Source organism: Bacillus rugosus, assembly GCF_023238245.1.
In the GTDB taxonomy this organism is placed as follows: domain Bacteria; phylum Bacillota; class Bacilli; order Bacillales; family Bacillaceae; genus Bacillus; species Bacillus rugosus.
In genome coordinates, this window is record NZ_CP096590.1 from 69712 (window position 1) to 92500 (window position 22789).

At 44.4% G+C, this 22789-nt stretch carries 19 protein-coding genes, 2 tRNA genes and 2 rRNA genes (1 of these 23 cut by a window edge); all 23 read left to right on the forward strand.

Translation table 11 applies throughout. The features are described 5' to 3' along the window. Window positions 1-72: 72 nt before the first annotated feature. Window positions 73-149, forward strand: a tRNA-Met gene (locus M0696_RS00380). Between the two features lie 9 nt (window positions 150-158). Next, window positions 159-230, forward strand: a tRNA-Glu gene (locus tag M0696_RS00385). Between the two features lie 199 nt (window positions 231-429). Then, the gene (gene spoIIE / locus M0696_RS00390) at window positions 430-2913 is read left to right on the forward strand and encodes a stage II sporulation protein E (protein WP_166854523.1); all 2484 of its coding nucleotides are present in this window, start codon (window positions 430-432) and stop codon (window positions 2911-2913) included. An 84-nt stretch (window positions 2914-2997) separates the two neighbouring features. Next, the gene (locus M0696_RS00395) at window positions 2998-3735 is read left to right on the forward strand and encodes a vWA domain-containing protein (protein WP_061187557.1); all 738 of its coding nucleotides are present in this window, start codon (window positions 2998-3000) and stop codon (window positions 3733-3735) included. Beyond that, window positions 3701-4717 carry a protein kinase domain-containing protein gene (gene prkT / locus M0696_RS00400; protein ID WP_222143868.1) on the forward strand — a complete coding sequence of 339 codons (1017 nt, stop codon included), beginning with the start codon at window positions 3701-3703 and terminating at the stop codon, window positions 4715-4717. Before M0696_RS00395 ends, prkT begins: the two co-directional genes overlap by 35 nt. 104 nt (window positions 4718-4821) lie before the next feature. Further along, window positions 4822-6240, forward strand: coding sequence for a tRNA lysidine(34) synthetase TilS (gene tilS, locus M0696_RS00405; RefSeq protein WP_222143867.1), 1419 nt, complete (start codon window positions 4822-4824; stop codon window positions 6238-6240). Next, the gene (hpt, locus tag M0696_RS00410; RefSeq protein ID WP_019713025.1) at window positions 6237-6779 is read left to right on the forward strand and encodes a hypoxanthine phosphoribosyltransferase; all 543 of its coding nucleotides are present in this window, start codon (window positions 6237-6239) and stop codon (window positions 6777-6779) included. Before tilS ends, hpt begins: the two co-directional genes overlap by 4 nt. 97 nt (window positions 6780-6876) lie before the next feature. Then, entirely contained in the window at window positions 6877-8790 is a 1914-nt protein-coding gene (gene ftsH / locus M0696_RS00415) for an ATP-dependent zinc metalloprotease FtsH (protein WP_019713026.1), read from the forward strand. Between the two features lie 192 nt (window positions 8791-8982). Continuing rightward, complete coding sequence (locus M0696_RS00420) at window positions 8983-9759, forward strand: type III pantothenate kinase (protein ID WP_019713027.1); 777 nt, start codon at window positions 8983-8985, stop codon at window positions 9757-9759. 11 nt (window positions 9760-9770) lie between these two features. Next, on the forward strand, window positions 9771-10646 hold the full coding sequence (hslO, locus tag M0696_RS00425) for a redox-regulated molecular chaperone HslO (protein ID WP_019713028.1): 876 nt from the start codon (window positions 9771-9773) through the stop codon (window positions 10644-10646). A 48-nt stretch (window positions 10647-10694) separates the two neighbouring features. Then, the gene (locus M0696_RS00430) at window positions 10695-11588 is read left to right on the forward strand and encodes a peptidyl-prolyl cis-trans isomerase (protein ID WP_248602372.1); all 894 of its coding nucleotides are present in this window, start codon (window positions 10695-10697) and stop codon (window positions 11586-11588) included. A 75-nt stretch (window positions 11589-11663) separates the two neighbouring features. Next, a complete protein-coding gene (cysK, locus tag M0696_RS00435; RefSeq protein WP_166854517.1) occupies window positions 11664-12590 on the forward strand; it encodes a cysteine synthase A in 927 nt (308 codons plus the stop codon). 165 nt (window positions 12591-12755) lie between these two features. Continuing rightward, complete coding sequence (locus tag M0696_RS00440; protein ID WP_248602373.1) at window positions 12756-14168, forward strand: anthranilate synthase component I family protein; 1413 nt, start codon at window positions 12756-12758, stop codon at window positions 14166-14168. A 13-nt stretch (window positions 14169-14181) separates the two neighbouring features. Further along, entirely contained in the window at window positions 14182-14766 is a 585-nt protein-coding gene (gene pabA / locus M0696_RS00445) for an aminodeoxychorismate/anthranilate synthase component II (RefSeq protein WP_166854515.1), read from the forward strand. After that, window positions 14766-15647 carry an aminodeoxychorismate lyase gene (pabC, locus tag M0696_RS00450; RefSeq protein WP_222143881.1) on the forward strand — a complete coding sequence of 294 codons (882 nt, stop codon included), beginning with the start codon at window positions 14766-14768 and terminating at the stop codon, window positions 15645-15647. The genes pabA and pabC overlap by 1 nt, the downstream gene beginning before the upstream one ends. Next, window positions 15629-16486 carry a dihydropteroate synthase gene (gene folP / locus M0696_RS00455; RefSeq protein ID WP_222143863.1) on the forward strand — a complete coding sequence of 286 codons (858 nt, stop codon included), beginning with the start codon at window positions 15629-15631 and terminating at the stop codon, window positions 16484-16486. The genes pabC and folP overlap by 19 nt, the downstream gene beginning before the upstream one ends. Then, on the forward strand, window positions 16479-16841 hold the full coding sequence (folB, locus tag M0696_RS00460) for a dihydroneopterin aldolase (RefSeq protein ID WP_166854513.1): 363 nt from the start codon (window positions 16479-16481) through the stop codon (window positions 16839-16841). Before folP ends, folB begins: the two co-directional genes overlap by 8 nt. After that, a complete protein-coding gene (folK, locus tag M0696_RS00465) occupies window positions 16838-17341 on the forward strand; it encodes a 2-amino-4-hydroxy-6-hydroxymethyldihydropteridine diphosphokinase (RefSeq protein WP_248602374.1) in 504 nt (167 codons plus the stop codon). The genes folB and folK overlap by 4 nt, the downstream gene beginning before the upstream one ends. After that, a complete protein-coding gene (locus M0696_RS00470; protein WP_222143861.1) occupies window positions 17293-17511 on the forward strand; it encodes a helix-turn-helix domain-containing protein in 219 nt (72 codons plus the stop codon). The genes folK and M0696_RS00470 overlap by 49 nt, the downstream gene beginning before the upstream one ends. A gap of 13 nt (window positions 17512-17524) precedes the next feature. Then, a complete protein-coding gene (gene dusB, locus M0696_RS00475) occupies window positions 17525-18526 on the forward strand; it encodes a tRNA dihydrouridine synthase DusB (RefSeq protein ID WP_166854510.1) in 1002 nt (333 codons plus the stop codon). Window positions 18527-18618: 92 nt separating this feature from the next. Further along, window positions 18619-20118 carry a lysine--tRNA ligase gene (gene lysS / locus M0696_RS00480; RefSeq protein ID WP_014112326.1) on the forward strand — a complete coding sequence of 500 codons (1500 nt, stop codon included), beginning with the start codon at window positions 18619-18621 and terminating at the stop codon, window positions 20116-20118. Between the two features lie 312 nt (window positions 20119-20430). Beyond that, window positions 20431-21980: ribosomal RNA gene (locus M0696_RS00485) — 16S ribosomal RNA — on the forward strand. A 169-nt stretch (window positions 21981-22149) separates the two neighbouring features. Continuing rightward, a 23S ribosomal RNA gene (locus M0696_RS00490) occupies window positions 22150-22789 on the forward strand (it continues 2288 nt past the right edge of the window). Together the 16S and 23S rRNA genes form the textbook arrangement of a ribosomal RNA operon.

Below are 22789 nucleotides of genomic sequence, written 5' to 3' on the forward strand. Positions count from 1 at the left end.
ATTAAAGTTTCTATTGACGAAAAGGACAAACCTTTGTATTATATAACTTGTGCTTAGAAGCACCAATAATATGGCGGTGTAGCTCAGCTGGCTAGAGCGTACGGTTCATACCCGTGAGGTCGGGGGTTCGATCCCCTCCGCCGCTACCATATTTGTTTGGCCCGTTGGTCAAGCGGTTAAGACACCGCCCTTTCACGGCGGTAACACGGGTTCGAATCCCGTACGGGTCATCCTAAAAAATCGGTTTCTCTTGTAGAAGCCGATTTTTTTCATTTTTAGACAACATTCCGGAAATTCTTTTGAGAAACGAATATCAAGGCAGAAACCGTCGAAGATTTCTTTGGTATTGTTACCTTCTTTTGACAAAATCCTATCTGTGCTTTCGCTATAATGACAGGCAACGAATATAACAGGTGGGAGATGAGAGGAATGGAAAAAGCAGAAAGAAGAGTGAACGGGCCAATGGCGGGACAAGCTTTGGAAAAACTCCAATCGTTTTTTAACAGGGGCACGAAGCTGGTGACTCATCATTTGCATTCACTGTTTTTCTATAAAGGATTCATTTATGTTGTCATCGGATTTTTGCTTGGACGGGCTTTCATATTATCCGAGGTGCTTCCTTTCGCACTTCCTTTCTTTGGAGCAATGCTTCTCATCAGAAGAGACAAGGCGCTTTATGCGGTGCTGGCTGTGCTTGCAGGTGCGCTGACCATTTCTCCGAAGCACTCATTGCTCATACTAGCGGCATTACTGGCATTCTTCATATTTTCTAAAGTGGCCGCCTTCATCACCGACGATCGCGTGAAAGCACTCCCGATTGTCGTGTTCTTCTCCATGACTGCAGCAAGAGCCGGGTTTGTTTACGCTCAACATGGCGCATTTACAACCTATGATTATGTGATGGCTGTCGTTGAAGCTGGACTATCCTTTATTTTAACGCTGATTTTTCTTCAGAGCCTTCCGATTTTCACTGTGAAAAAAGTAAAACAGTCTTTAAAAATAGAGGAAATCATTTGCTTTATGATACTTATTGCTTCTGTTTTGACAGGGCTTGCCGGCTTGTCCTATCAAGGGATGCAGGCAGAACATATACTGGCTCGTTATGTTGTATTGAGTTTTTCCTTTATTGGCGGAGCGAGTATTGGCTGTACGGTTGGTGTGGTGACCGGTCTGATTCTTGGCTTGGCGAATATCGGAAACCTCTATCAAATGAGTTTGCTCGCTTTTTCCGGTTTATTAGGCGGTTTGCTGAAGGAAGGGAAAAAAGCGGGCGCAGCAATCGGGCTGATCGTTGGATCACTTCTTATTTCTTTATATGGTGAAGGCTCTGCCGGTCTGATGACAACACTTTATGAGTCATTAATCGCAGTCGGCCTGTTTTTGCTTACACCTCAATCGATTACAAAGAAAGTGGCGAGATATATTCCGGGAACTGTGGAGCATCTTCAAGAGCAGCAGCAATATGCAAGAAAAATCAGAGATGTTACTGCTCAAAAGGTAGACCAGTTCTCCAATGTGTTCCACGCGCTGTCTGAAAGCTTTGCAACCTTTTATCAAGCATCAGACGATCAGACAGATGACAGCGAAGTTGATTTGTTTTTAAGCAAGATCACAGAGCATTCCTGTCAGACGTGCTACAAGAAAAACAGGTGCTGGGTAGAGAACTTTGATAAAACATATGACTTAATGAAACAAGTTATGCTTGAAACAGAAGAAAAAGAATATGCGTCGAACCGAAGGCTGAAAAAAGAGTTTCATCAGCACTGCTCTAAATCAAAGCAAGTTGAAGAGCTGATTGAGGATGAACTCTCACATCATCATGCTCATTTGACGCTTAAGAAAAAAGTGCAGGACAGCAGGCGTCTTGTTGCTGAACAGCTTTTAGGTGTTTCTGAGGTCATGGCAGACTTTTCTCGGGAAATAAAAAGAGAGCGGGAACAGCACTTTCTGCAGGAAGAGCAAATCATAGAGGCGCTTCAGCATTTTGGAATCGAGATTCAGCATGTGGAGATATATAGTCTTGAACAAGGAAATATTGATATCGAAATGACCATTCCATTCAGCGGACATGGAGAAAGTGAAAAAATCATTGCCCCTATGCTTTCTGACATTCTGGAGGAACAAATTCTTGTAAAAGCCGAACAGCACTCTCCGCATCCGAATGGATACAGTCATGTCGCCTTTGGATCAACAAAATCTTACAGGGTGTCTACAGGTGCGGCTCACGCTGCGAAGGGCGGCGGCCTTGTCTCTGGCGACAGCTACAGCATGATGGAGCTAGGAGCCAGAAAATATGCTGCGGCAATCAGTGACGGAATGGGCAATGGCGCAAGGGCACACTTCGAAAGCAATGAAACGATCAAGCTTCTGGAGAAAATCCTTGAATCCGGCATTGATGAAAAAATAGCAATTAAAACGATCAACAGCATACTGTCCCTGAGGACAACTGACGAGATATATTCCACGCTTGACCTATCTATTATCGATCTTCAAGATGCCAGCTGTAAATTTTTAAAGGTCGGATCGACGCCTAGCTTTATCAAACGGGGCGACCAGGTAATGAAAGTTCAAGCGAGCAATCTGCCAATCGGTATTATTAATGAATTTGATGTGGAGGTTGTGAGTGAACAGCTGAAAGCGGGTGACCTCTTGATTATGATGAGTGACGGCATTTTTGAGGGCCCTAAGCATGTAGAAAATCATGATTTATGGATGAAACGCAAAATGAAGGGGTTAAAAACAAATGATCCGCAGGAGATTGCCGATTTACTCATGGAGGAAGTCATCCGCACGAGATCCGGCCAAATTGAGGACGATATGACAGTTGTTGTCGTCCGGATTGACCACAATACACCGAAGTGGGCATCTATACCTGTTCCTGCCATCTTTCAAAACAAACAAGAAATTTCATAACGCTTCCGTATAAATCAAATTTCTTCTGGCGAAGATGGGAATATATGAATCTGAGAATCCTCGTATTCTCCAGGAGGAATGAATGTGAATAACGGACATTTAAATCAAATTTTGCTGATAACGGATGGCTGCTCGAACCATGGGGAAGACCCGCTAGCAATGGCTGCTTTTGCTAAAGAGCAGGGGATTACGGTAAATGTCATAGGTATAATGGAAGAAAACCAAATTGACCCTGAGGCAATGAAGGAAGTCGAAGGGATTGCGCTTGCCGGAGGGGGCGTGCATCAGGTCGTTTATGCATCTCAGCTTTCTCAAACCGTACAAATGGTAACAAAAAAAGCAATGACGCAAACATTACAAGGTGTAGTCAATCAAGAGCTGAAACAAATTCTAGGAAAGAATGTGGAAATGGAGGAGCTTTCACCCGAAAAACGCGGCGAAGTCATGGAAGTGGTAGACGAGCTCGGAGAAACGGTGCATCTTCAGGTTTTGGTTCTGGTTGATACAAGCGCAAGTATGGCGCCTAAGCTTCCTACAGTAAAAGAGGCGCTGATTGATTTGTCTGTCAGCCTCAATTCCCGAATCGGGAATAACGAATTTGCGATGTGTATATTTCCCGGGAAAAAACAAGAGGTCGAGCTTGTGCTGAACTGGACACCAAAGCTGCAATCTCTTTCCACACTCTTTGCAAAGCTTTCAACAGGCGGCATCACGCCGACAGGTCCGGCGATACGTGAAGCGACGCAGCAATTTGAAAAAATCCGCTCAAGAAGGAGCATGCTGGCAGATGATGAACGACGCTTTGACGAGTTTGGCATGTAGCCTTAGGCCTGGTACGACAATCAAAGGCAAGTGGAACGGAAACACTTATACATTGCGTAAACAGCTTGGAAAAGGGGCCAATGGAATTGTGTATTTGGCAGAAGCATCAGATGGACATGTTGCCTTAAAGGTGAGCGATGACAGCCTGTCTATTACTTCTGAAGTGAATGTCTTGAAATCTTTCTCAAAGGCCCAGTCTGTTACGATGGGGCCTTCTTTTTTTGATACGGATGATGCCTACATCCCAAGTGCCAATACGAAAGTTTCGTTTTATGCAATGGAATACATAAAAGGCCCGTTGCTTTTGAATTATGTCAATGATAAAGGAGCAGAATGGATACCGGTATTGATGATTCAACTGTTATCCAGCTTATCGGTGCTTCACCAGCAGGGATGGATATTTGGCGATCTTAAACCTGATAATCTGATCGTAACCGGTCCGCCCGCTAGAATCCGCTGCATTGATGTAGGCGGCACGACAAAGGAAGGCCGGGCGATAAAAGAGTATACCGAGTTTTACGACAGAGGGTATTGGGGGTATGGAACAAGAAAAGCAGAGCCAACCTACGATCTGTTTGCAGTTGCCATGATTATGATCAACAGTGTGCATAAAAAAGAATTCAAGAAAACAAACCAGCCTAAGGAACAGCTCAGGTCTCTAATCGAAGGGCACCCTTTGCTGAAAAAGTATAAAAAAGTGCTTTTTTCAGCATTGAACGGAGATTATCAATCCGCAGATGAAATGAAGAAGGATATGCTCGACGCGGGGCAAAAAGCAGTACAGAGAAAACAAGCTGTAAAAGCAGCGCCGCAGCCTGTTACAAGACAAGCACAGCAAAAACCGCGCCAAGGAAAAGTAACGAAAACGCGATATACTCCTAAACAGAAGCCGCCTAAGTCGGGGGGGTTATTTGAAACAACACTTATCGTGATCAGCGTTTTGGCGCTTTATTTCGCCTACATTATCTTTTTCTTAATCTGAATGGCACAATCTGCAAAGCCTATGCTTTCTTCTTTGCTTGGAAGGATTGAAAGTGATAGGATATGAATATCTTTAAAAAACCTGCTCATTGTGAGGAGGACATTGTGAAAAGTGTCAAAGATTTTTTAAACAAATATAATCTTACGTTAAAAGGGGCGACAATCATTGTAGGCGTTTCCGGCGGTCCGGACTCAATGGCTCTTCTTCGCGCACTGCATAAGCTATGCGGCCGTTCAGCGAATATTATTGCAGCTCATGTCGACCATCGGTTCAGGGGCGCGGAATCTGAGGAAGACATGCGTTTTGTCCAAGCTTATTGTGAAGCTGAACAGCTCACGTGCGAAACGGCTCAAATCAATGTAACAGCATATTCGCAGGAAAAAGGTCTCAATAAGCAGGCTGCGGCACGTGATTGCCGCTATCAGTTTTTTGAGGAAATCATGTTGAAGCATCAAGCGGACTATCTGGCGCTTGCGCATCATGGTGATGACCAGGTTGAAACGATGCTTATGAGATTGGCTAAGGGCACGCTTGGAGCGGGACTTGCGGGAATGCAGCCGGTCAGACGTTTTGGGACGGGGCGGATCATCAGGCCGTTCTTAACCATTACAAAGGAAGAGATCCTTCACTATTGCCGTGAAAACGGCTTGGGCTACCGGACGGATGAAAGCAACGCCAAAGATGACTACACAAGAAACAGATTCAGAAAAACAGTGCTCCCGTTTTTGAAACAGGAGTCGCCGGATGTGCATAAAAGGTTTCAGAAAGTGAGTGAGGCACTGACGGAAGATGAGCAATTCTTACAGTCATTAACGAAAGATGAAATGAATAAAGTAATCACAAGCCAGTCTAATACATCAGTTGAAATCAATTCCTCTCAATTGCTTGCCCTCCCGATGCCTTTACAAAGAAGAGGAGTTCAACTAATATTAAACTATCTTTATGAAAACGTTCCATCATCCTTTTCAGCTCATCACATTCAGCAGTTTCTCGATTGGGCGGAAAAGAGCGGCCCTTCAGGAATATTGGACTTTCCAAAAGGGCTGAAGGTGGTCAAATCATATCAGACATGTTTGTTTACATTTGAACAATGGCAGTGCAAAAATGTTCCCTTTGAATACCAAATAAGCGGAGCTGCTAATGAAACGGCAGTGCTCCCTAATGGATTTCTGATAGAGGCAAAGCATTATGCGGATCCGCCTGAAGAACATGGGAATGCTGTTTTTATCACAAGTGAAAAAAAGGTGCGGTTCCCCTTAACGATCCGGACGAGAAAAGCTGGAGACCGGATCAAACTAAAAGGGATGAACGGCTCGAAAAAGGTAAAGGATATATTTATTGATAAGAAACTGCCTCTCCGAGAAAGAGACAACTGGCCGATTGTAACGGACGCAAGCGGTGAAATTATCTGGATACCGGGCTTGAAAAAATCAATTTTTGAAGATCTTGTGATTCCAAACAGCGACCGCATTGTATTACAATATAGACAGCATGAAAAGTGTAGGGGGCAAGCAAAGTCATGATGAAACATGATATCGAGAAAGTACTGATCTCAGAGGAAGAGATACAAGAGAAAGTAAAAGAGTTAGGCGCAGAATTAACGAGCGAGTATCAAGATACGTTTCCGTTGGCAATCGGTGTGTTAAAAGGGGCACTTCCTTTTATGGCGGATCTTATCAAACATATTGATACATATTTGGAAATGGATTTCATGGATGTATCAAGCTACGGAAATTCTACGGTTTCTTCTGGAGAAGTAAAAATCATTAAAGATTTGGATACATCTGTAGAGGGCCGGGACATCTTAATTATTGAAGATATTATCGACAGTGGGTTAACCTTAAGTTATCTAGTAGAGCTCTTCCGATACCGTAAAGCAAAATCAATAAAGATTGTTACCCTTTTGGATAAACCAAGCGGAAGAAAAGCGGACATCAAAGCAGACTTTGTAGGCTTCGAAGTTCCTGACGCGTTTGTAGTGGGTTACGGACTTGATTATGCTGAGCGCTATCGCAATCTGCCTTACATCGGAGTGTTAAAACCGGCAGTTTATGAAAGCTGATCGGCAGCCTGCTTCCGAGGTGGTTATTGTTTGTATTGGAATGATTTTCTATGGTACTATTGAACATAGTTGTGCTTACTGTGGGAGGAGGTAAGGAATGAATCGGGTCTTCCGTAATACCATTTTTTATTTACTTATTTTATTAGTAGTCATCGGGGTTGTGAGCTACTTCCAGACCTCAAATCCGAAAACAGAAAATATGTCGTACAGTACGTTTATCAAAAACCTGGATGACGGGAAAGTTGATAGCGTATCGGTTCAGCCTGTCAGAGGTGTTTATGAGGTAAAAGGGCAGCTGAAAAACTACGACAAAGATCAATACTTTTTGTCTCATGTTCCTGAAGGAAAGGGAGCAGACCAGATATTTAATGCTTTGAAAAAGACAGATGTGAAGGTTGAGCCCGCTCAAGAAACAAGTGGATGGGTGACATTCCTGACGACCATCATCCCGTTTGTCATTATCTTTATTCTGTTTTTCTTCCTGCTCAATCAGGCTCAAGGCGGCGGCAGCCGTGTCATGAACTTTGGTAAGAGCAAGGCGAAGTTGTATACAGAGGAAAAGAAACGCGTCAAATTTAAAGACGTTGCAGGGGCTGACGAAGAAAAGCAAGAACTCGTTGAAGTTGTTGAATTTCTGAAGGATCCCCGCAAGTTTGCCGAGCTTGGTGCGAGAATACCAAAAGGCGTGCTTTTAGTCGGGCCTCCGGGAACCGGTAAAACATTGCTGGCAAAAGCTTGTGCGGGTGAAGCCGGCGTACCTTTCTTTAGCATCAGCGGATCTGATTTCGTTGAAATGTTTGTAGGTGTCGGTGCTTCCCGTGTGCGTGACTTGTTTGAAAATGCGAAAAAGAATGCGCCTTGTTTGATCTTCATCGATGAAATTGACGCAGTCGGACGCCAGCGTGGAGCTGGTCTCGGCGGAGGACACGATGAACGTGAACAGACGCTTAACCAATTGCTTGTTGAAATGGACGGATTCAGCGCCAATGAAGGAATCATCATCATTGCTGCGACGAACCGTGCGGACATCTTGGACCCAGCCTTACTTCGTCCGGGACGTTTTGACCGTCAAATCACAGTGGACCGCCCAGATGTCATTGGCCGTGAAGCTGTATTGAAAGTCCATGCGAGAAACAAACCGCTGGATGAAACGGTTAACCTGAAATCAATTGCTATGAGAACACCAGGTTTCTCAGGCGCCGACTTAGAAAATCTATTGAATGAAGCTGCACTTGTGGCGGCTCGTCAAAACAAGAAAAAAATCGATGCGCGTGATATTGACGAAGCGACGGACCGTGTAATTGCCGGACCTGCTAAGAAGAGCCGTGTCATCTCCAAGAAAGAACGCAATATCGTGGCTTATCACGAAGGCGGACACACAGTTATCGGACTCGTTTTAGATGAGGCTGATATGGTTCATAAAGTAACGATTGTTCCCCGGGGCCAGGCTGGCGGTTATGCAGTTATGCTTCCAAGAGAAGACCGTTACTTCCAGACAAAGCCGGAGCTGCTTGATAAAATTGTCGGCCTCTTGGGCGGACGTGTAGCTGAAGAAATTATTTTCGGCGAAGTCAGCACAGGAGCGCACAATGACTTCCAGCGTGCGACGAATATCGCAAGACGCATGGTTACAGAATTCGGTATGTCAGAAAAACTGGGACCGTTACAATTTGGACAGTCTCAGGGCGGTCAAGTATTCTTAGGACGTGACTTCAACAACGAACAGAACTACAGTGATCAAATCGCTTACGAAATTGATCAGGAAATTCAGCGCATCATCAAAGAATGTTATGAGCGCGCGAAACAAATTCTGACTGAAAATCGTGACAAGCTTGAATTGATTGCTCAAACGCTTCTGAAAGTAGAAACGCTTGACGCTGAACAAATCAAACATCTCGTCGATCATGGAACATTGCCTGAGCGCAATTTCTCTGATGATGAAAAGAACGATGATGTGAAAGTAAACATTCTGACAAAAACAGAAGAAAAGCAAGACGATACAAAAGAGTAGTTCGCTTTCTCTCTAAAAACTGCCGGCTGATGCTGGCAGTTTTTTTATGTAAATCAGGGGCCCGGCTGCGGCTTTTACGATCATCCAATTCTGGGATCGATTTGTTTACAAATGCGCCGCTGATCGTGTATGGTATTGTAGAATGTTTGTAAAAAGTAAAGTAGAGAAACTATTCAAGAGTGGTGATAGAGGTTGTTACTGGTTATCGATGTGGGGAACACCAATACTGTACTTGGTGTATATCATGATGGAAAATTAGAATATCACTGGCGTATAGAAACAAGCAGGCATAAAACAGAAGATGAGTTTGGGATGGTTTTACGCTCCTTATTTGAGCATTCCGGGCTTATGTTTGAACAGATAGATGGCATTATTATTTCTTCAGTAGTGCCGCCAATCATGTTTGCGTTAGAAAGAATGTGCACAAAATACTTTCATATCGAACCGCAAATTGTCGGTCCGGGTATGAAAACGGGTTTAAATATAAAATATGACAATCCGAAAGAAGTAGGAGCAGACAGGATCGTAAATGCTGTTGCTGCAATACACTTATACGGCAATCCATTAATAGTTGTTGATTTCGGAACTGCCACAACGTACTGCTATATTGATGAAAACAAACAATACATGGGCGGGGCAATTGCTCCTGGCATCACGATTTCGACAGAGGCGCTTTATTCGCGTGCGGCAAAGCTTCCACGTATCGAAATCACCCGGCCTGACAATATTATCGGAAAAAACACTGTAAGCGCGATGCAATCTGGAATTTTATTTGGCTATGTCGGTCAAGTGGAAGGAATTGTCAAGCGAATGAAATGGCAGGCAAAACAGGAACCAAAGGTCATTGCGACAGGAGGCCTTGCGCCGCTCATTGCAAATGAATCAGATTGTATAGATATCGTTGATCCATTCCTAACCCTAAAAGGGCTGGAATTGATTTATGAACGAAACCGCGTAGGAAGTGTATAGGAGGTTTTGTAATGGATTATTTAGTAAAAGCACTTGCGTATGATGGAAAAGTTCGCGCTTATGCAGCCAGAACGACTGATATGGTAAATGAAGGGCAAAGACGCCATGGTACGTGGCCGACAGCATCCGCTGCACTGGGCCGTACAATGACAGCTTCACTTATGCTCGGCGCTATGCTGAAGGGCGATGATAAGCTGACAGTGAAAGTAGAGGGTGGAGGTCCGATCGGAGCAATTGTAGCTGATGCCAATGCAAAAGGGGAAGTCAGAGCATACGTCTCTAACCCGCAAGTTCATTTTGATTTAAATGAACAAGGCAAGCTTGATGTCAGACGTGCAGTTGGAACTAGCGGAACGTTAAGTGTTGTAAAAGATTTAGGTTTGCGCGAGTTCTTCACAGGACAAGTAGAAATTGTTTCAGGAGAATTAGGTGATGATTTCACTTACTATCTTGTGTCATCTGAACAGGTTCCTTCATCAGTGGGCGTTGGTGTGCTCGTGAATCCTGACAATACCATTCTTGCGGCAGGAGGCTTTATTATTCAGCTGATGCCGGGAACAGATGATGAAACCATCACAAAAATTGAACAGCGTCTATCTCAAGTAGAGCCAATTTCTAAGCTCATTCAAAAAGGTTTGACACCAGAAGAAATATTAGAAGAAGTCCTAGGCGAGAAGCCTGAGATTTTGGAAACGATGCCTGTTAAATTCCATTGTCCTTGTTCAAAAGAACGTTTTGAAACAGCCATTTTAGGTCTAGGCAAAAAAGAAATTCAAGATATGATAGAAGAAGATGGACAAGCCGAAGCAGTATGCCATTTTTGTAATGAAAAGTACTTATTTACAAAAGAAGAGCTGGAAGGGCTTCGTGACCAAACTACCCGCTAAGCTCTTTAGCGGGTTTTTTGAATTTGAAAAAAGGGGCTGAAAACAGATTTGAAATCAAGAACAATCTGGACCATTATTTTAGGAGCGCTGTTGGTTTGCTGTATTTCTGTTGCGTATACGCTGACGAAATCCCAAGCAGGCGCATCGCCTTCCGGTGAGTCTATTGCGACCATTGGAGGCAAAAGCGTGACAAGAGAAGAATGGCTGAAAGAAATGGAAGACCAATATGGAAAGTCGACACTTGAAGATATGATCAATGTTCGAGTCGTCGAGCAGCTAGCCAAAAAGAACAACCTCAAAGTATCTAAAAGCGAAATTGATCGTGAGTTTTTACTGATTAAAGCGGTCAACAATTCTTTTTACGAAGATGAACATACAACTGAGAAAGAGTGGAAAGACCAAATTCATTATAATATCCTTCTTGAAGAATTGTTAACAAGGGATATTGATATCTCAAACAAAGAACTGAAATCATTCTATAATAAAAATAAAGAACTGTATCAGTTTGATGATTCGTATCGAATTCGGCACATTGTTGTAAAAGATGAAGAAGAAGCGAGAGAAGTCCTGAAAGAACTGAAAGGCGGCTCAAGCTTTGAAGCTGTCGCGGCGGAAAGGTCTACAGACAGATATACATCACCATACGGCGGAGATTTAGGTTTTGTCACAGAAGCATCAGACAACATTCCGTCAGCATATATTGAAGAAGCAAAAACACTCAAAGAGGATGAATGGTCTGACGAACCGATAAAGGTCAGTAACGGATATGCGGTTATCCAGCTGAAAGAAAAACTAAAGGCAAGAACATTTTCATATGATGAAGTAAAGGATCAGATCAGACGGCAAATCGCAATGGATCAGCTAGGCGATAAAGCGACAGTCAAAACACTTTGGAAAGAAGCCGATGTATCGTGGTTTTATGGGGAAAAAAGTACTAAGTGATTGACAAAAAATTTTGAAATTGATAGATTATATACATAATACCAATAAAAATAGTCGGAAATTGAGGTGTCGAGAATGGTACGTGTAGCAAACTCCATTACTGAATTAATTGGGAATACGCCAATCGTTAAATTAAATCGCCTTGCAGATGAAAACAGTGCGGATGTATATCTAAAGCTTGAATACATGAACCCTGGAAGCAGTGTAAAAGACCGTATCGGTTTAGCTATGATTGAAGCTGCTGAAAAAGAAGGGAAATTAAAAGCCGGTGATACAATCATTGAACCGACAAGCGGAAATACTGGAATAGGGCTGGCGATGGTTGCTGCTGCTAAAGGATTAAAAGCCATTTTGGTTATGCCTGATACAATGAGCATGGAGCGCCGCAACCTTCTTCGCGCATACGGTGCTGAGCTTGTGCTTACTCCTGGTGCGGAAGGCATGAAAGGCGCCATTAAGAAAGCTGAAGAGCTTGCTGAGAAGCACGGATACTTTGTGCCGCAGCAGTTTAATAACCCTTCTAACCCAGAAATTCACCGTCAAACAACAGGTAAAGAAATCGTTGAGCAATTCGGTGAGGATCAGCTTGATGCATTTGTAGCGGGGATCGGTACAGGCGGAACGATTACAGGAGCGGGCGAAGTTCTGAAGGAAGCATACCCTTCCATCAAAATTTACGCTGTTGAACCGTCAGATTCCCCAGTGCTTTCAGGAGGAAAACCAGGCCCTCACAAAATTCAGGGAATCGGAGCTGGATTTGTACCGGACATCTTAAATACTGAAGTATATGATGAAATCTTCCCTGTGAAGAATGAAGAAGCATTCGAATATGCGCGCAGAGCTGCACGTGAAGAAGGAATTCTCGGGGGCATCTCATCAGGCGCGGCCATTTATGCTGCTCTTCAAATAGCGAAAAAACTCGGAAAAGGCAAAAAAGTATTGGCCATCATTCCAAGTAACGGCGAACGTTATCTAAGCACGCCACTTTATCAATTTGATTAAAAAAAGCCAAACTCCCGGTTCACCGGGAGTTTTTTTATATTCGTGCATCAAATATGCCATGTCTGCGACGAATGTTATTCTTGGAAGAGAAATTCACTTTTTTCACTAACAAGATTGCTTTACAATAAAAAAACAAGCAAAAAAGAAAATAGAGGAATGATATAAATGGCACAACGCAGACCGGCAGGCAAAAAAGTACCTTTTCAAAAAGACTCATTCTTACAACAATTTGAGAAACTTGCGCAATCCAAAAATCAGCATGTACTTCTTGAAAGTGCAAGAGGCGGCAGATACAGTATAGCCGGTCTTGATCCAATTGCGACTGTAAAAGGAAAAGACGGAATTACCACGATTAAGCATGGAGATGAGATGCTGTTTAAAGAAGGTGATCCATTACGCGCCTTCCATAGCTGGTTTAAAACGCTGGAAACAGAAACAGATCACGAGCTTCCGGATTTTCAAGGCGGGGCAATTGGGTTTCTCAGCTATGATTACGCACGTTACATTGAAAATTTTAAAATGCTCTCATTAGATGATCTGGAAACACCAGATATTTATTTTCTTGTTTTTGATGATATAGCAGTTTATGACCATCAAGAAGAGTCTCTGTGGCTGATTACTCATGTTAATAGTACTGATAACGATTCTGCTGACGTGAAGCTATCTGAGCTGGAGCGGATGTGGCTGGCTGAGCCTCCTGCTGTCCCTTCGCGAGAGATAAAGCATGAAACAGACGGTTCCTTCGCGGCACCATTTACCGAGGATGGATTCACACAAGCTGTAGAGAAAATCAAACAATACATTGCCAGCGGAGATGTGTTTCAAGTCAATCTATCAATTAGGCAATCACAGTCACTGTCTGCCCACCCATATCAAATTTACAAGACCCTGAGAGAAGTAAATCCTTCGCCGTATATGGCCTATCTAGAAACACCTGATTTCCAAATTATTTGCGGATCGCCTGAACTGCTTGTCAGCAAAAAGGGCAAGCTATTGGAGACGAGACCGATAGCGGGCACCCGTTCCAGAGGGAAAACTGATGATGAAGACGAAGCGCTCGCAAACGAATTGATCCACAATGAAAAAGAACGCGCTGAACATGTCATGCTGGTTGATCTTGAGCGAAATGATCTGGGAAGAGTATCACGTTACGGGTCTGTGCGCGTGAACGAATTCATGGCGATTGAAAAATACTCGCATGTGATGCATATTGTGTCTAACGTTCAAGGTGAACTGCAGGATGGGTATGATGCTGTAGATATTATTCATTCTGTGTTTCCCGGAGGAACTATTACAGGTGCTCCCAAAGTAAGAACGATGGAAATTATAGAAGAACTTGAGCCGACACGCCGCGGGCTTTATACTGGATCTATAGGATGGTTTGGATATAATCACGATCTGCAGTTTAATATCGTCATTCGAACCATCTATGCAACCGGAGGGCAGGCATTTATGCAGTCCGGCGCAGGAGTTGTGATTGATTCTGTGCCAAAGCACGAGTACAGAGAATCATTCAAAAAAGCTTTTGCAATGCAAAAGGCATTAGAGCTGAGCAAAGAAGAGACAAAAATTAGATGAGGTGAGCGGAGAAATGATTTTAATGATTGATAACTACGATTCATTCACGTACAACTTGGTACAATATTTGGGAGAGCTTGGGGAAGAGCTGATTGTGAAACGCAATGACGACATCACGATCGAAGAAATCGAAGAGCTTTCTCCTGATTTTTTGATGATATCACCTGGACCATGCAGTCCTGATGAGGCAGGGATCAGCCTGGAAGCAATTAAACATTTCGCAGGGAAAATTCCCGTTTTTGGTGTATGCCTCGGACATCAGTCCATCGCACAAGTGTTTGGTGGTGACGTGATTAGGGCGGAACGGCTTATGCACGGGAAAACCTCAGATATCGAGCATGACGGCAAGACAATTTTTGAAGGTTTAAAAAATCCCCTTGTTGCGACCCGTTACCACTCGCTGATCGTAAAACCTGAGACGCTGCCAAGCTGTTTCACAGTAACAGCACAAACGAAAGAAGGAGAAATCATGGCTATTCGCCACAATGACCTCCCGATAGAGGGCGTGCAATTTCACCCAGAGTCCATTATGACCTCCTTTGGGAAAGAAATGCTCAGAAATTTCATTGAGACATACCGCAAGGAAGTTATTGCGTGATGATATATGTTAACGGCCGGTATATAGAGGAGAAAGATGCAGTTCTTTCTCCTTTTGACCATGGATTTTTATATGGGATCGGTGTTTTCGAAACCTTCAGGCTCTACGAAGGCTCCCCATTTTTGCTTGATTGGCATATAGAAAGGCTTGCTCGCGCTCTTAAGGATCTGCAAATCGAATATACTGTTTCGAAGCATGAGATTCTTGAGATGCTGGACAAGCTGCTTCGGCTGAATAATATCAAGGATGGCAATGCCCGCGTCAGGCTGGACATATCAGCCGGAATCAGCGATAAAGGCTTTGTTGCCCAGACTTACGATAAGCCAACCGTTTTATGCTTTGTGAACCAACTGAAACCAGAGAGTCTTCCTTTACAAAAAGAAGGAAAGGTTTTATCGATACGGAGAAACTCACCAGAGGGACCGTTCCGATTAAAATCTCATCATTATTTAAATAATATGTATGCGAAGCGGGAAATCGGAAATGATCCGCATGTTGAAGGGATTTTCCTAACGGAGGATGGAGCTGTTGCGGAGGGCATCATATCAAATGTTTTCTGGAGAAAAGACAGCTGCATCTATACCCCTTCTCTTGATACAGGTATTCTGGACGGTGTCACGAGACGTTTTGTCATGGAGAATGCAAAGAAAATAGGGCTGGAACTAAAAACGGGCCGATATGAGCTGAAAGCCCTTTTGACAGCTGACGAAGCGTGGATGACGAACTCGGTTCTTGAGATCATCCCGTTTACTAATATAGAAGAAGTAAACTATGCGGGCCAAAGCGGAGAAGCAGCATCTGCTCTTCAAACGCTATACAAAAAAGAAATAAAGAACATGATTCATGAAAAGGGAGGAAGAGAATGGCGCAGCAAACGATAGACCAAACACAAGTAATCCACACCAAGCCCAGCGCTTTATCATATAAAGAGAAGACACTGGTGATGGGGATTTTAAACGTAACGCCTGACTCTTTCTCAGACGGCGGAAAATATGACAGCTTGGACAAGGCGCTCCTGCATGCGAAAGAGATGATCGATGACGGTGCCCATATCATTGATATCGGAGGAGAATCAACAAGGCCTGGCGCTGAATATGTCTCAGAGGATGAGGAAATGTCCAGAGTAATTCCGGTAATTGAGCGGATTACAAAAGAACTGGGCGTGCCGATTTCTGTAGATACCTACAAGGCTTCTGTCGCAGATGAAGCTGTTAAAGCCGGCGCATCTATCATCAATGATATTTGGGGAGCGAAACATGATCCGAAGATGGCTTCCGTTGCAGCCGAATATAATGTTCCCATTGTTCTCATGCATAACCGCCCTGAGAGAAATTACAATGACTTATTACCGGATATGCTGTCGGACTTAATGGAGAGTGTAAAAATCGCTGTTGAGGCGGGAGTAGAGGAGAAGAACATTATTCTTGATCCCGGTATCGGTTTCGCAAAAACCTATCACGATAATTTGGCAGTGATGAACAAACTCGAGATTTTAAGCGGACTGGGGTATCCGGTTCTTCTGGCAACCTCCCGAAAAAGATTCATCGGACGTGTTCTGGATCTTCCGCCCGAGGAGCGGGCTGAGGGCACAGGTGCCACCGTGTGTCTCGGCATTCAAAAAGGCTGTGACATTGTCAGGGTCCATGACGTGAAACAAATGGCCAGAATGGCGAAAATGATGGACGCGATGCTGAATAAGGGAGGGGTGCACCATGGATAAAGTCTTTGTAGAAGGAATGGAGTTTTACGGATATCACGGTGTGTTTAAAGAAGAAAATAAGCTTGGACAGCGGTTTAAAGTTGATTTAACCGCTGAGCTGGATTTAAGCAAAGCCGGACAAACAGACGATCTTGAACATACGATTAACTATGCTGAGCTTTATCACGTATGTAAAGATATCGTAGAAGGGGAGCCTGTGAAATTGGTGGAAACGCTGGCAGAACGTATTGCTGACACAGTCCTCAAGAAATTTCAGCCGGTGCAGCAATGTACTGTGAAAGTGATTAAGCCAGATCCGCCGATTCCCGGACACTATAAATCAGTAGCAATTGAAATCACGAGAAAAAAATCATGAACAACATAGCTTATATTGCACTTGGATCTAACATTGAAGATAGAGAAACGTATTTAAGGCAAGCAGTGGCATTGCTGCACCAGCATGATGCGGTGACAGTCACTCAAGTGTCGTCCATTTACGAAACTGACCCGGTTGGATACGAAGATCAAGATGAATTTTTAAATATGGCTGTTGAAATCAAGACATCGCTGAACCCATTTGAACTACTTGAACTAACGCAGCATATAGAAAATGAATTAGGCAGAACGAGGGAAGTAAGATGGGGTCCGCGGACGGCAGACCTTGACATTTTGCTGTTTAATCGTGAAAATATTGAAACAGAGCAACTAATTGTTCCGCATCCGAGAATGTATAAGCGTTTGTTTGTCCTTGCGCCTCTTGCGGAGATTTGCCCGCAGGTTGAAAAAGAGGCAACAAGCGCGGAAACAGACCAAGAAGGTGTAAGAGTATGGAAGCAGATATCTGGGGTAGACGAATTCGTGCATTCAGAAAGCTGAAAGGTTATACTCAAGAAGGATTTGCAAAAGCGTTAGGTATATCAGTTTCTATTCTCGGCGAAATTGAACGCGGAAACCGATTGCCGTCAGCTGCCATCATTCAAGGTGCAGCAGATGTTTTAAATATAAGCGCGGAGGAATTAGCGCCGCCAGAAAAAGATAACAAATGAAGGGGGGGCAAAAATGTTTAAAATCGGTGATATTCAATTGAAAAACAGGGTTGTGCTTGCCCCTATGGCTGGTGTCTGCAACTCAGCATTCAGATTGACTGTAAAGGAATTCGGAGCTGGGTTGGTATGTGCTGAAATGGTCAGTGACAAAGCGATCCTTTACAACAATGCAAGAACCATGGGTATGCTGTACATTGATGAACGTGAAAAACCGCTCAGCCTTCAAATTTTTGGAGGGAAAAAGGAAACCCTTGTGGAAGCGGCGAAGTTTGTAGACCAAAACACAACTGCTGATATTATTGATATAAATATGGGATGTCCTGTACCAAAGATTACAAAATGTGATGCGGGTGCGAAATGGCTTCTTGATCCAGATAAGATCTATGAAATGGTTTCTGCAGTAGTGGATGCCGTTGATAAACCAGTTACAGTGAAAATGAGAATGGGCTGGGATGAAGACCACGTTTTCGCAGTGAAAAACGCACAAGCTGTAGAACGTGCGGGCGGAAAAGCCGTTGCGCTTCACGGCCGTACAAGAGTGCAGATGTACGAAGGAACGGCAAACTGGGACATTATCAAAGAAGTAAAACAATCAGTATCAATTCCGGTTATCGGAAACGGCGATGTGAAGACACCGCAAGATGCTAAGCGTATGCTCGATGAAACAGGAGTAGACGGTGTCATGATCGGTCGCGCCGCACTGGGCAATCCGTGGATGATTTACCGTACAGTTCAATACCTTGAAACAGGTGAATTAAAAGAAGAGCCGCAAGTACGTGAAAAAATGGCGGTATGCAAACTGCATCTTGACCGCCTGATTAACTTAAAAGGTGAGAACGTAGCGGTAAGAGAAATGAGAAAGCACGCTGCTTGGTATTTGAAAGGCGTAAAAGGCAATGCAAAGGTTCGTAATGAAATCAATCATTGCGAGACAAGAGAAGAGCTTGTACAGCTTTTAGATGCATTTACTGTTGAAGTTGAGGCAAAAGAGCTTCAAGACGCAAAAGTAGGATAATACTTACCTCTATTTGCTGCTCACTGCCAGTTTTTGCGCTGGCAGTTTTTCTGCTTTTTTCATGAAATAATATCTGTAATGGAGTGATAACAATGAGTCAAGAAGAGCATAACCATGAAGAATTGAATGACCAGCTGCAAGTCAGACGCGATAAAATGAATCAGTTAAGAGATAACGGCATCGATCCGTTCGGCGCCCGTTTTGAAAGAACTCATCAATCTCAGGAAGTTATTTCGGCATATCAAGATCTTACAAAAGAAGAGTTAGAAGAAAAAGCAATTGAAGTCACAATCGCAGGCCGTATGATGACAAAACGCGGCAAAGGAAAAGCTGGCTTTGCGCATCTTCAGGACTTAGAAGGCCAAATCCAAATCTACGTAAGAAAAGACAGTGTTGGTGACGATCAATACGAAATCTTCAAGTCTTCTGACCTTGGTGATCTTATCGGCGTAACCGGAAAAGTCTTCAAAACAAATGTAGGCGAATTGTCTGTTAAAGCAACTTCTTTTGAATTGCTGACAAAAGCGCTTCGTCCGCTTCCTGACAAATACCATGGTTTAAAAGACGTTGAGCAGCGCTACCGTCAGCGCTACCTGGATCTTATCGTGAATCCAGACAGCAAACATACGTTCATCGCACGAAGCAAGATCATTCAAGCGATGAGAAGATACCTTGATGATCACGGATACTTAGAAGTAGAAACACCAACAATGCACAGCATTCCCGGGGGAGCTTCTGCACGTCCGTTTATCACTCACCACAACGCGTTAGATATTCCGCTCTACATGCGTATTGCAATCGAATTGCACCTAAAACGCCTAATTGTCGGCGGTTTAGAAAAAGTATATGAAATCGGCCGTGTTTTCCGTAATGAAGGTGTCTCTACACGCCATAACCCTGAATTCACGATGATTGAGTTATATGAAGCATATGCGGACTATAAAGATATCATGAGCTTAACTGAAAACCTTGTTGCTCATATAGCCCAAGAAGTACTTGGAACAACTACGATCCAATACGGCGAAGAACAAATCGACCTTAAACCTGAGTGGAAAAGAATTCATATGGTTGATGCAGTTAAAGAAGCGACTGGCGTTGATTTCTGGGAAGAGGTTACTGTTGAGCAGGCGCGTGAATATGCAAAAGAACATGGCGTAGAGATTAAAGATTCTATGACAGTAGGCCATATCATCAACGAATTCTTCGAACAAAAAATTGAAGAAACGCTTATTCAGCCAACGTTTATTTACGGACATCCTGTAGAAATTTCTCCTCTAGCTAAGAAAAACCCAGAGGATCCGCGCTTTACAGACCGTTTTGAGCTGTTTATCGTTGGCCGTGAACATGCAAACGCGTTTACAGAGCTGAATGATCCTATTGATCAAAGAGAACGCTTTGAAGCACAATTAAAAGAGCGTGAAGCCGGTAACGATGAAGCTCATCTAATGGATGAAGACTTTGTTGAAGCCTTGGAATACGGTATGCCGCCAACAGGAGGTTTAGGCATCGGTATCGACCGTCTGGTTATGCTGCTGACGAATGCTCCTTCTATTCGCGATGTGCTGTTATTCCCGCAGATGAGACAACGCTAATAAAGAAGAGCGGCATCCTTTCTTTTATGAAGGGATGCCGCTCTTTTTAAATTCCTAAGTATTTCTTCAAAAAAACTATTGCACTATTATTTACAAGGTGGTATATTATTATTCGTTGCCGCTAAACATGGCGATAACGAAAAAAAGAACTTCAAAAAAAGTTATTGACTTCACTGATTCAATGAGTTATAATAATAAAGTCGCTTGAACGAAGTGAACAAAATGATCTTTGAAAACTAAACAAGACAAAACGTACCTGTTAATTCATTTTTATAAAATCGCACAGCGATGTGCGTAGTCAGTCAAACTACTTTATCGGAGAGTTTGATCCTGGCTCAGGACGAACGCTGGCGGCGTGCCTAATACATGCAAGTCGAGCGGACAGATGGGAGCTTGCTCCCTGATGTTAGCGGCGGACGGGTGAGTAACACGTGGGTAACCTGCCTGTAAGACTGGGATAACTCCGGGAAACCGGGGCTAATACCGGATGCTTGTTTGAACCGCATGGTTCAAACATAAAAGGTGGCTTCGGCTACCACTTACAGATGGACCCGCGGCGCATTAGCTAGTTGGTGAGGTAATGGCTCACCAAGGCAACGATGCGTAGCCGACCTGAGAGGGTGATCGGCCACACTGGGACTGAGACACGGCCCAGACTCCTACGGGAGGCAGCAGTAGGGAATCTTCCGCAATGGACGAAAGTCTGACGGAGCAACGCCGCGTGAGTGATGAAGGTTTTCGGATCGTAAAGCTCTGTTGTTAGGGAAGAACAAGTACCGTTCGAATAGGGCGGTACCTTGACGGTACCTAACCAGAAAGCCACGGCTAACTACGTGCCAGCAGCCGCGGTAATACGTAGGTGGCAAGCGTTGTCCGGAATTATTGGGCGTAAAGGGCTCGCAGGCGGTTTCTTAAGTCTGATGTGAAAGCCCCCGGCTCAACCGGGGAGGGTCATTGGAAACTGGGGAACTTGAGTGCAGAAGAGGAGAGTGGAATTCCACGTGTAGCGGTGAAATGCGTAGAGATGTGGAGGAACACCAGTGGCGAAGGCGACTCTCTGGTCTGTAACTGACGCTGAGGAGCGAAAGCGTGGGGAGCGAACAGGATTAGATACCCTGGTAGTCCACGCCGTAAACGATGAGTGCTAAGTGTTAGGGGGTTTCCGCCCCTTAGTGCTGCAGCTAACGCATTAAGCACTCCGCCTGGGGAGTACGGTCGCAAGACTGAAACTCAAAGGAATTGACGGGGGCCCGCACAAGCGGTGGAGCATGTGGTTTAATTCGAAGCAACGCGAAGAACCTTACCAGGTCTTGACATCCTCTGACAATCCTAGAGATAGGACGTCCCCTTCGGGGGCAGAGTGACAGGTGGTGCATGGTTGTCGTCAGCTCGTGTCGTGAGATGTTGGGTTAAGTCCCGCAACGAGCGCAACCCTTGATCTTAGTTGCCAGCATTCAGTTGGGCACTCTAAGGTGACTGCCGGTGACAAACCGGAGGAAGGTGGGGATGACGTCAAATCATCATGCCCCTTATGACCTGGGCTACACACGTGCTACAATGGACAGAACAAAGGGCAGCGAAACCGCGAGGTTAAGCCAATCCCACAAATCTGTTCTCAGTTCGGATCGCAGTCTGCAACTCGACTGCGTGAAGCTGGAATCGCTAGTAATCGCGGATCAGCATGCCGCGGTGAATACGTTCCCGGGCCTTGTACACACCGCCCGTCACACCACGAGAGTTTGTAACACCCGAAGTCGGTGAGGTAACCTTTTAGGAGCCAGCCGCCGAAGGTGGGACAGATGATTGGGGTGAAGTCGTAACAAGGTAGCCGTATCGGAAGGTGCGGCTGGATCACCTCCTTTCTAAGGATATTTACGGAATATAAGACCTTGGGTCTTATAAACAGAACGTTCCCTGTCTTGTTTAGTTTTGAAGGATCATTCCTTCGAAACGTGTTCTTTGAAAACTAGATAACAGTAGACATCACATTCAATTAGTAATACAAGATATCACATAGTGATTCTTTTTAACGGTTAAGTTAGAAAGGGCGCACGGTGGATGCCTTGGCACTAGGAGCCGATGAAGGACGGGACGAACACCGATATGCTTCGGGGAGCTGTAAGCAAGCTTTGATCCGGAGATTTCCGAATGGGGAAACCCACCACTCGTAATGGAGTGGTATCCATATCTGAATTCATAGGATATGAGAAGGCAGACCCGGGGAACTGAAACATCTAAGTACCCGGAGGAAGAGAAAGCAAATGCGATTCCCTGAGTAGCGGCGAGCGAAACGGGATTAGCCCAAACCAAGAGGCTTGCCTCTTGGGGTTGTAGGACACTCTGCACGGAGTTACAAAAGAACGAGGTAGATGAAGAGGTCTGGAAAGGCCCGCCATAGGAGGTAACAGCCCTGTAGTCAAAACTTCGTTCTCTCCTGAGTGGATCCTGAGTACGGCGGAACACGTGAAATTCCGTCGGAATCCGGGAGGACCATCTCCCAAGGCTAAATACTCCCTAGTGACCGATAGTGAACCAGTACCGTGAGGGAAAGGTGAAAAGCACCCCGGAAGGGGAGTGAAAGAGATCCTGAAACCGTGTGCCTACAAGTAGTCAGAGCCCGTTAACGGGTGATGGCGTGCCTTTTGTAGAATGAACCGGCGAGTTACGATCC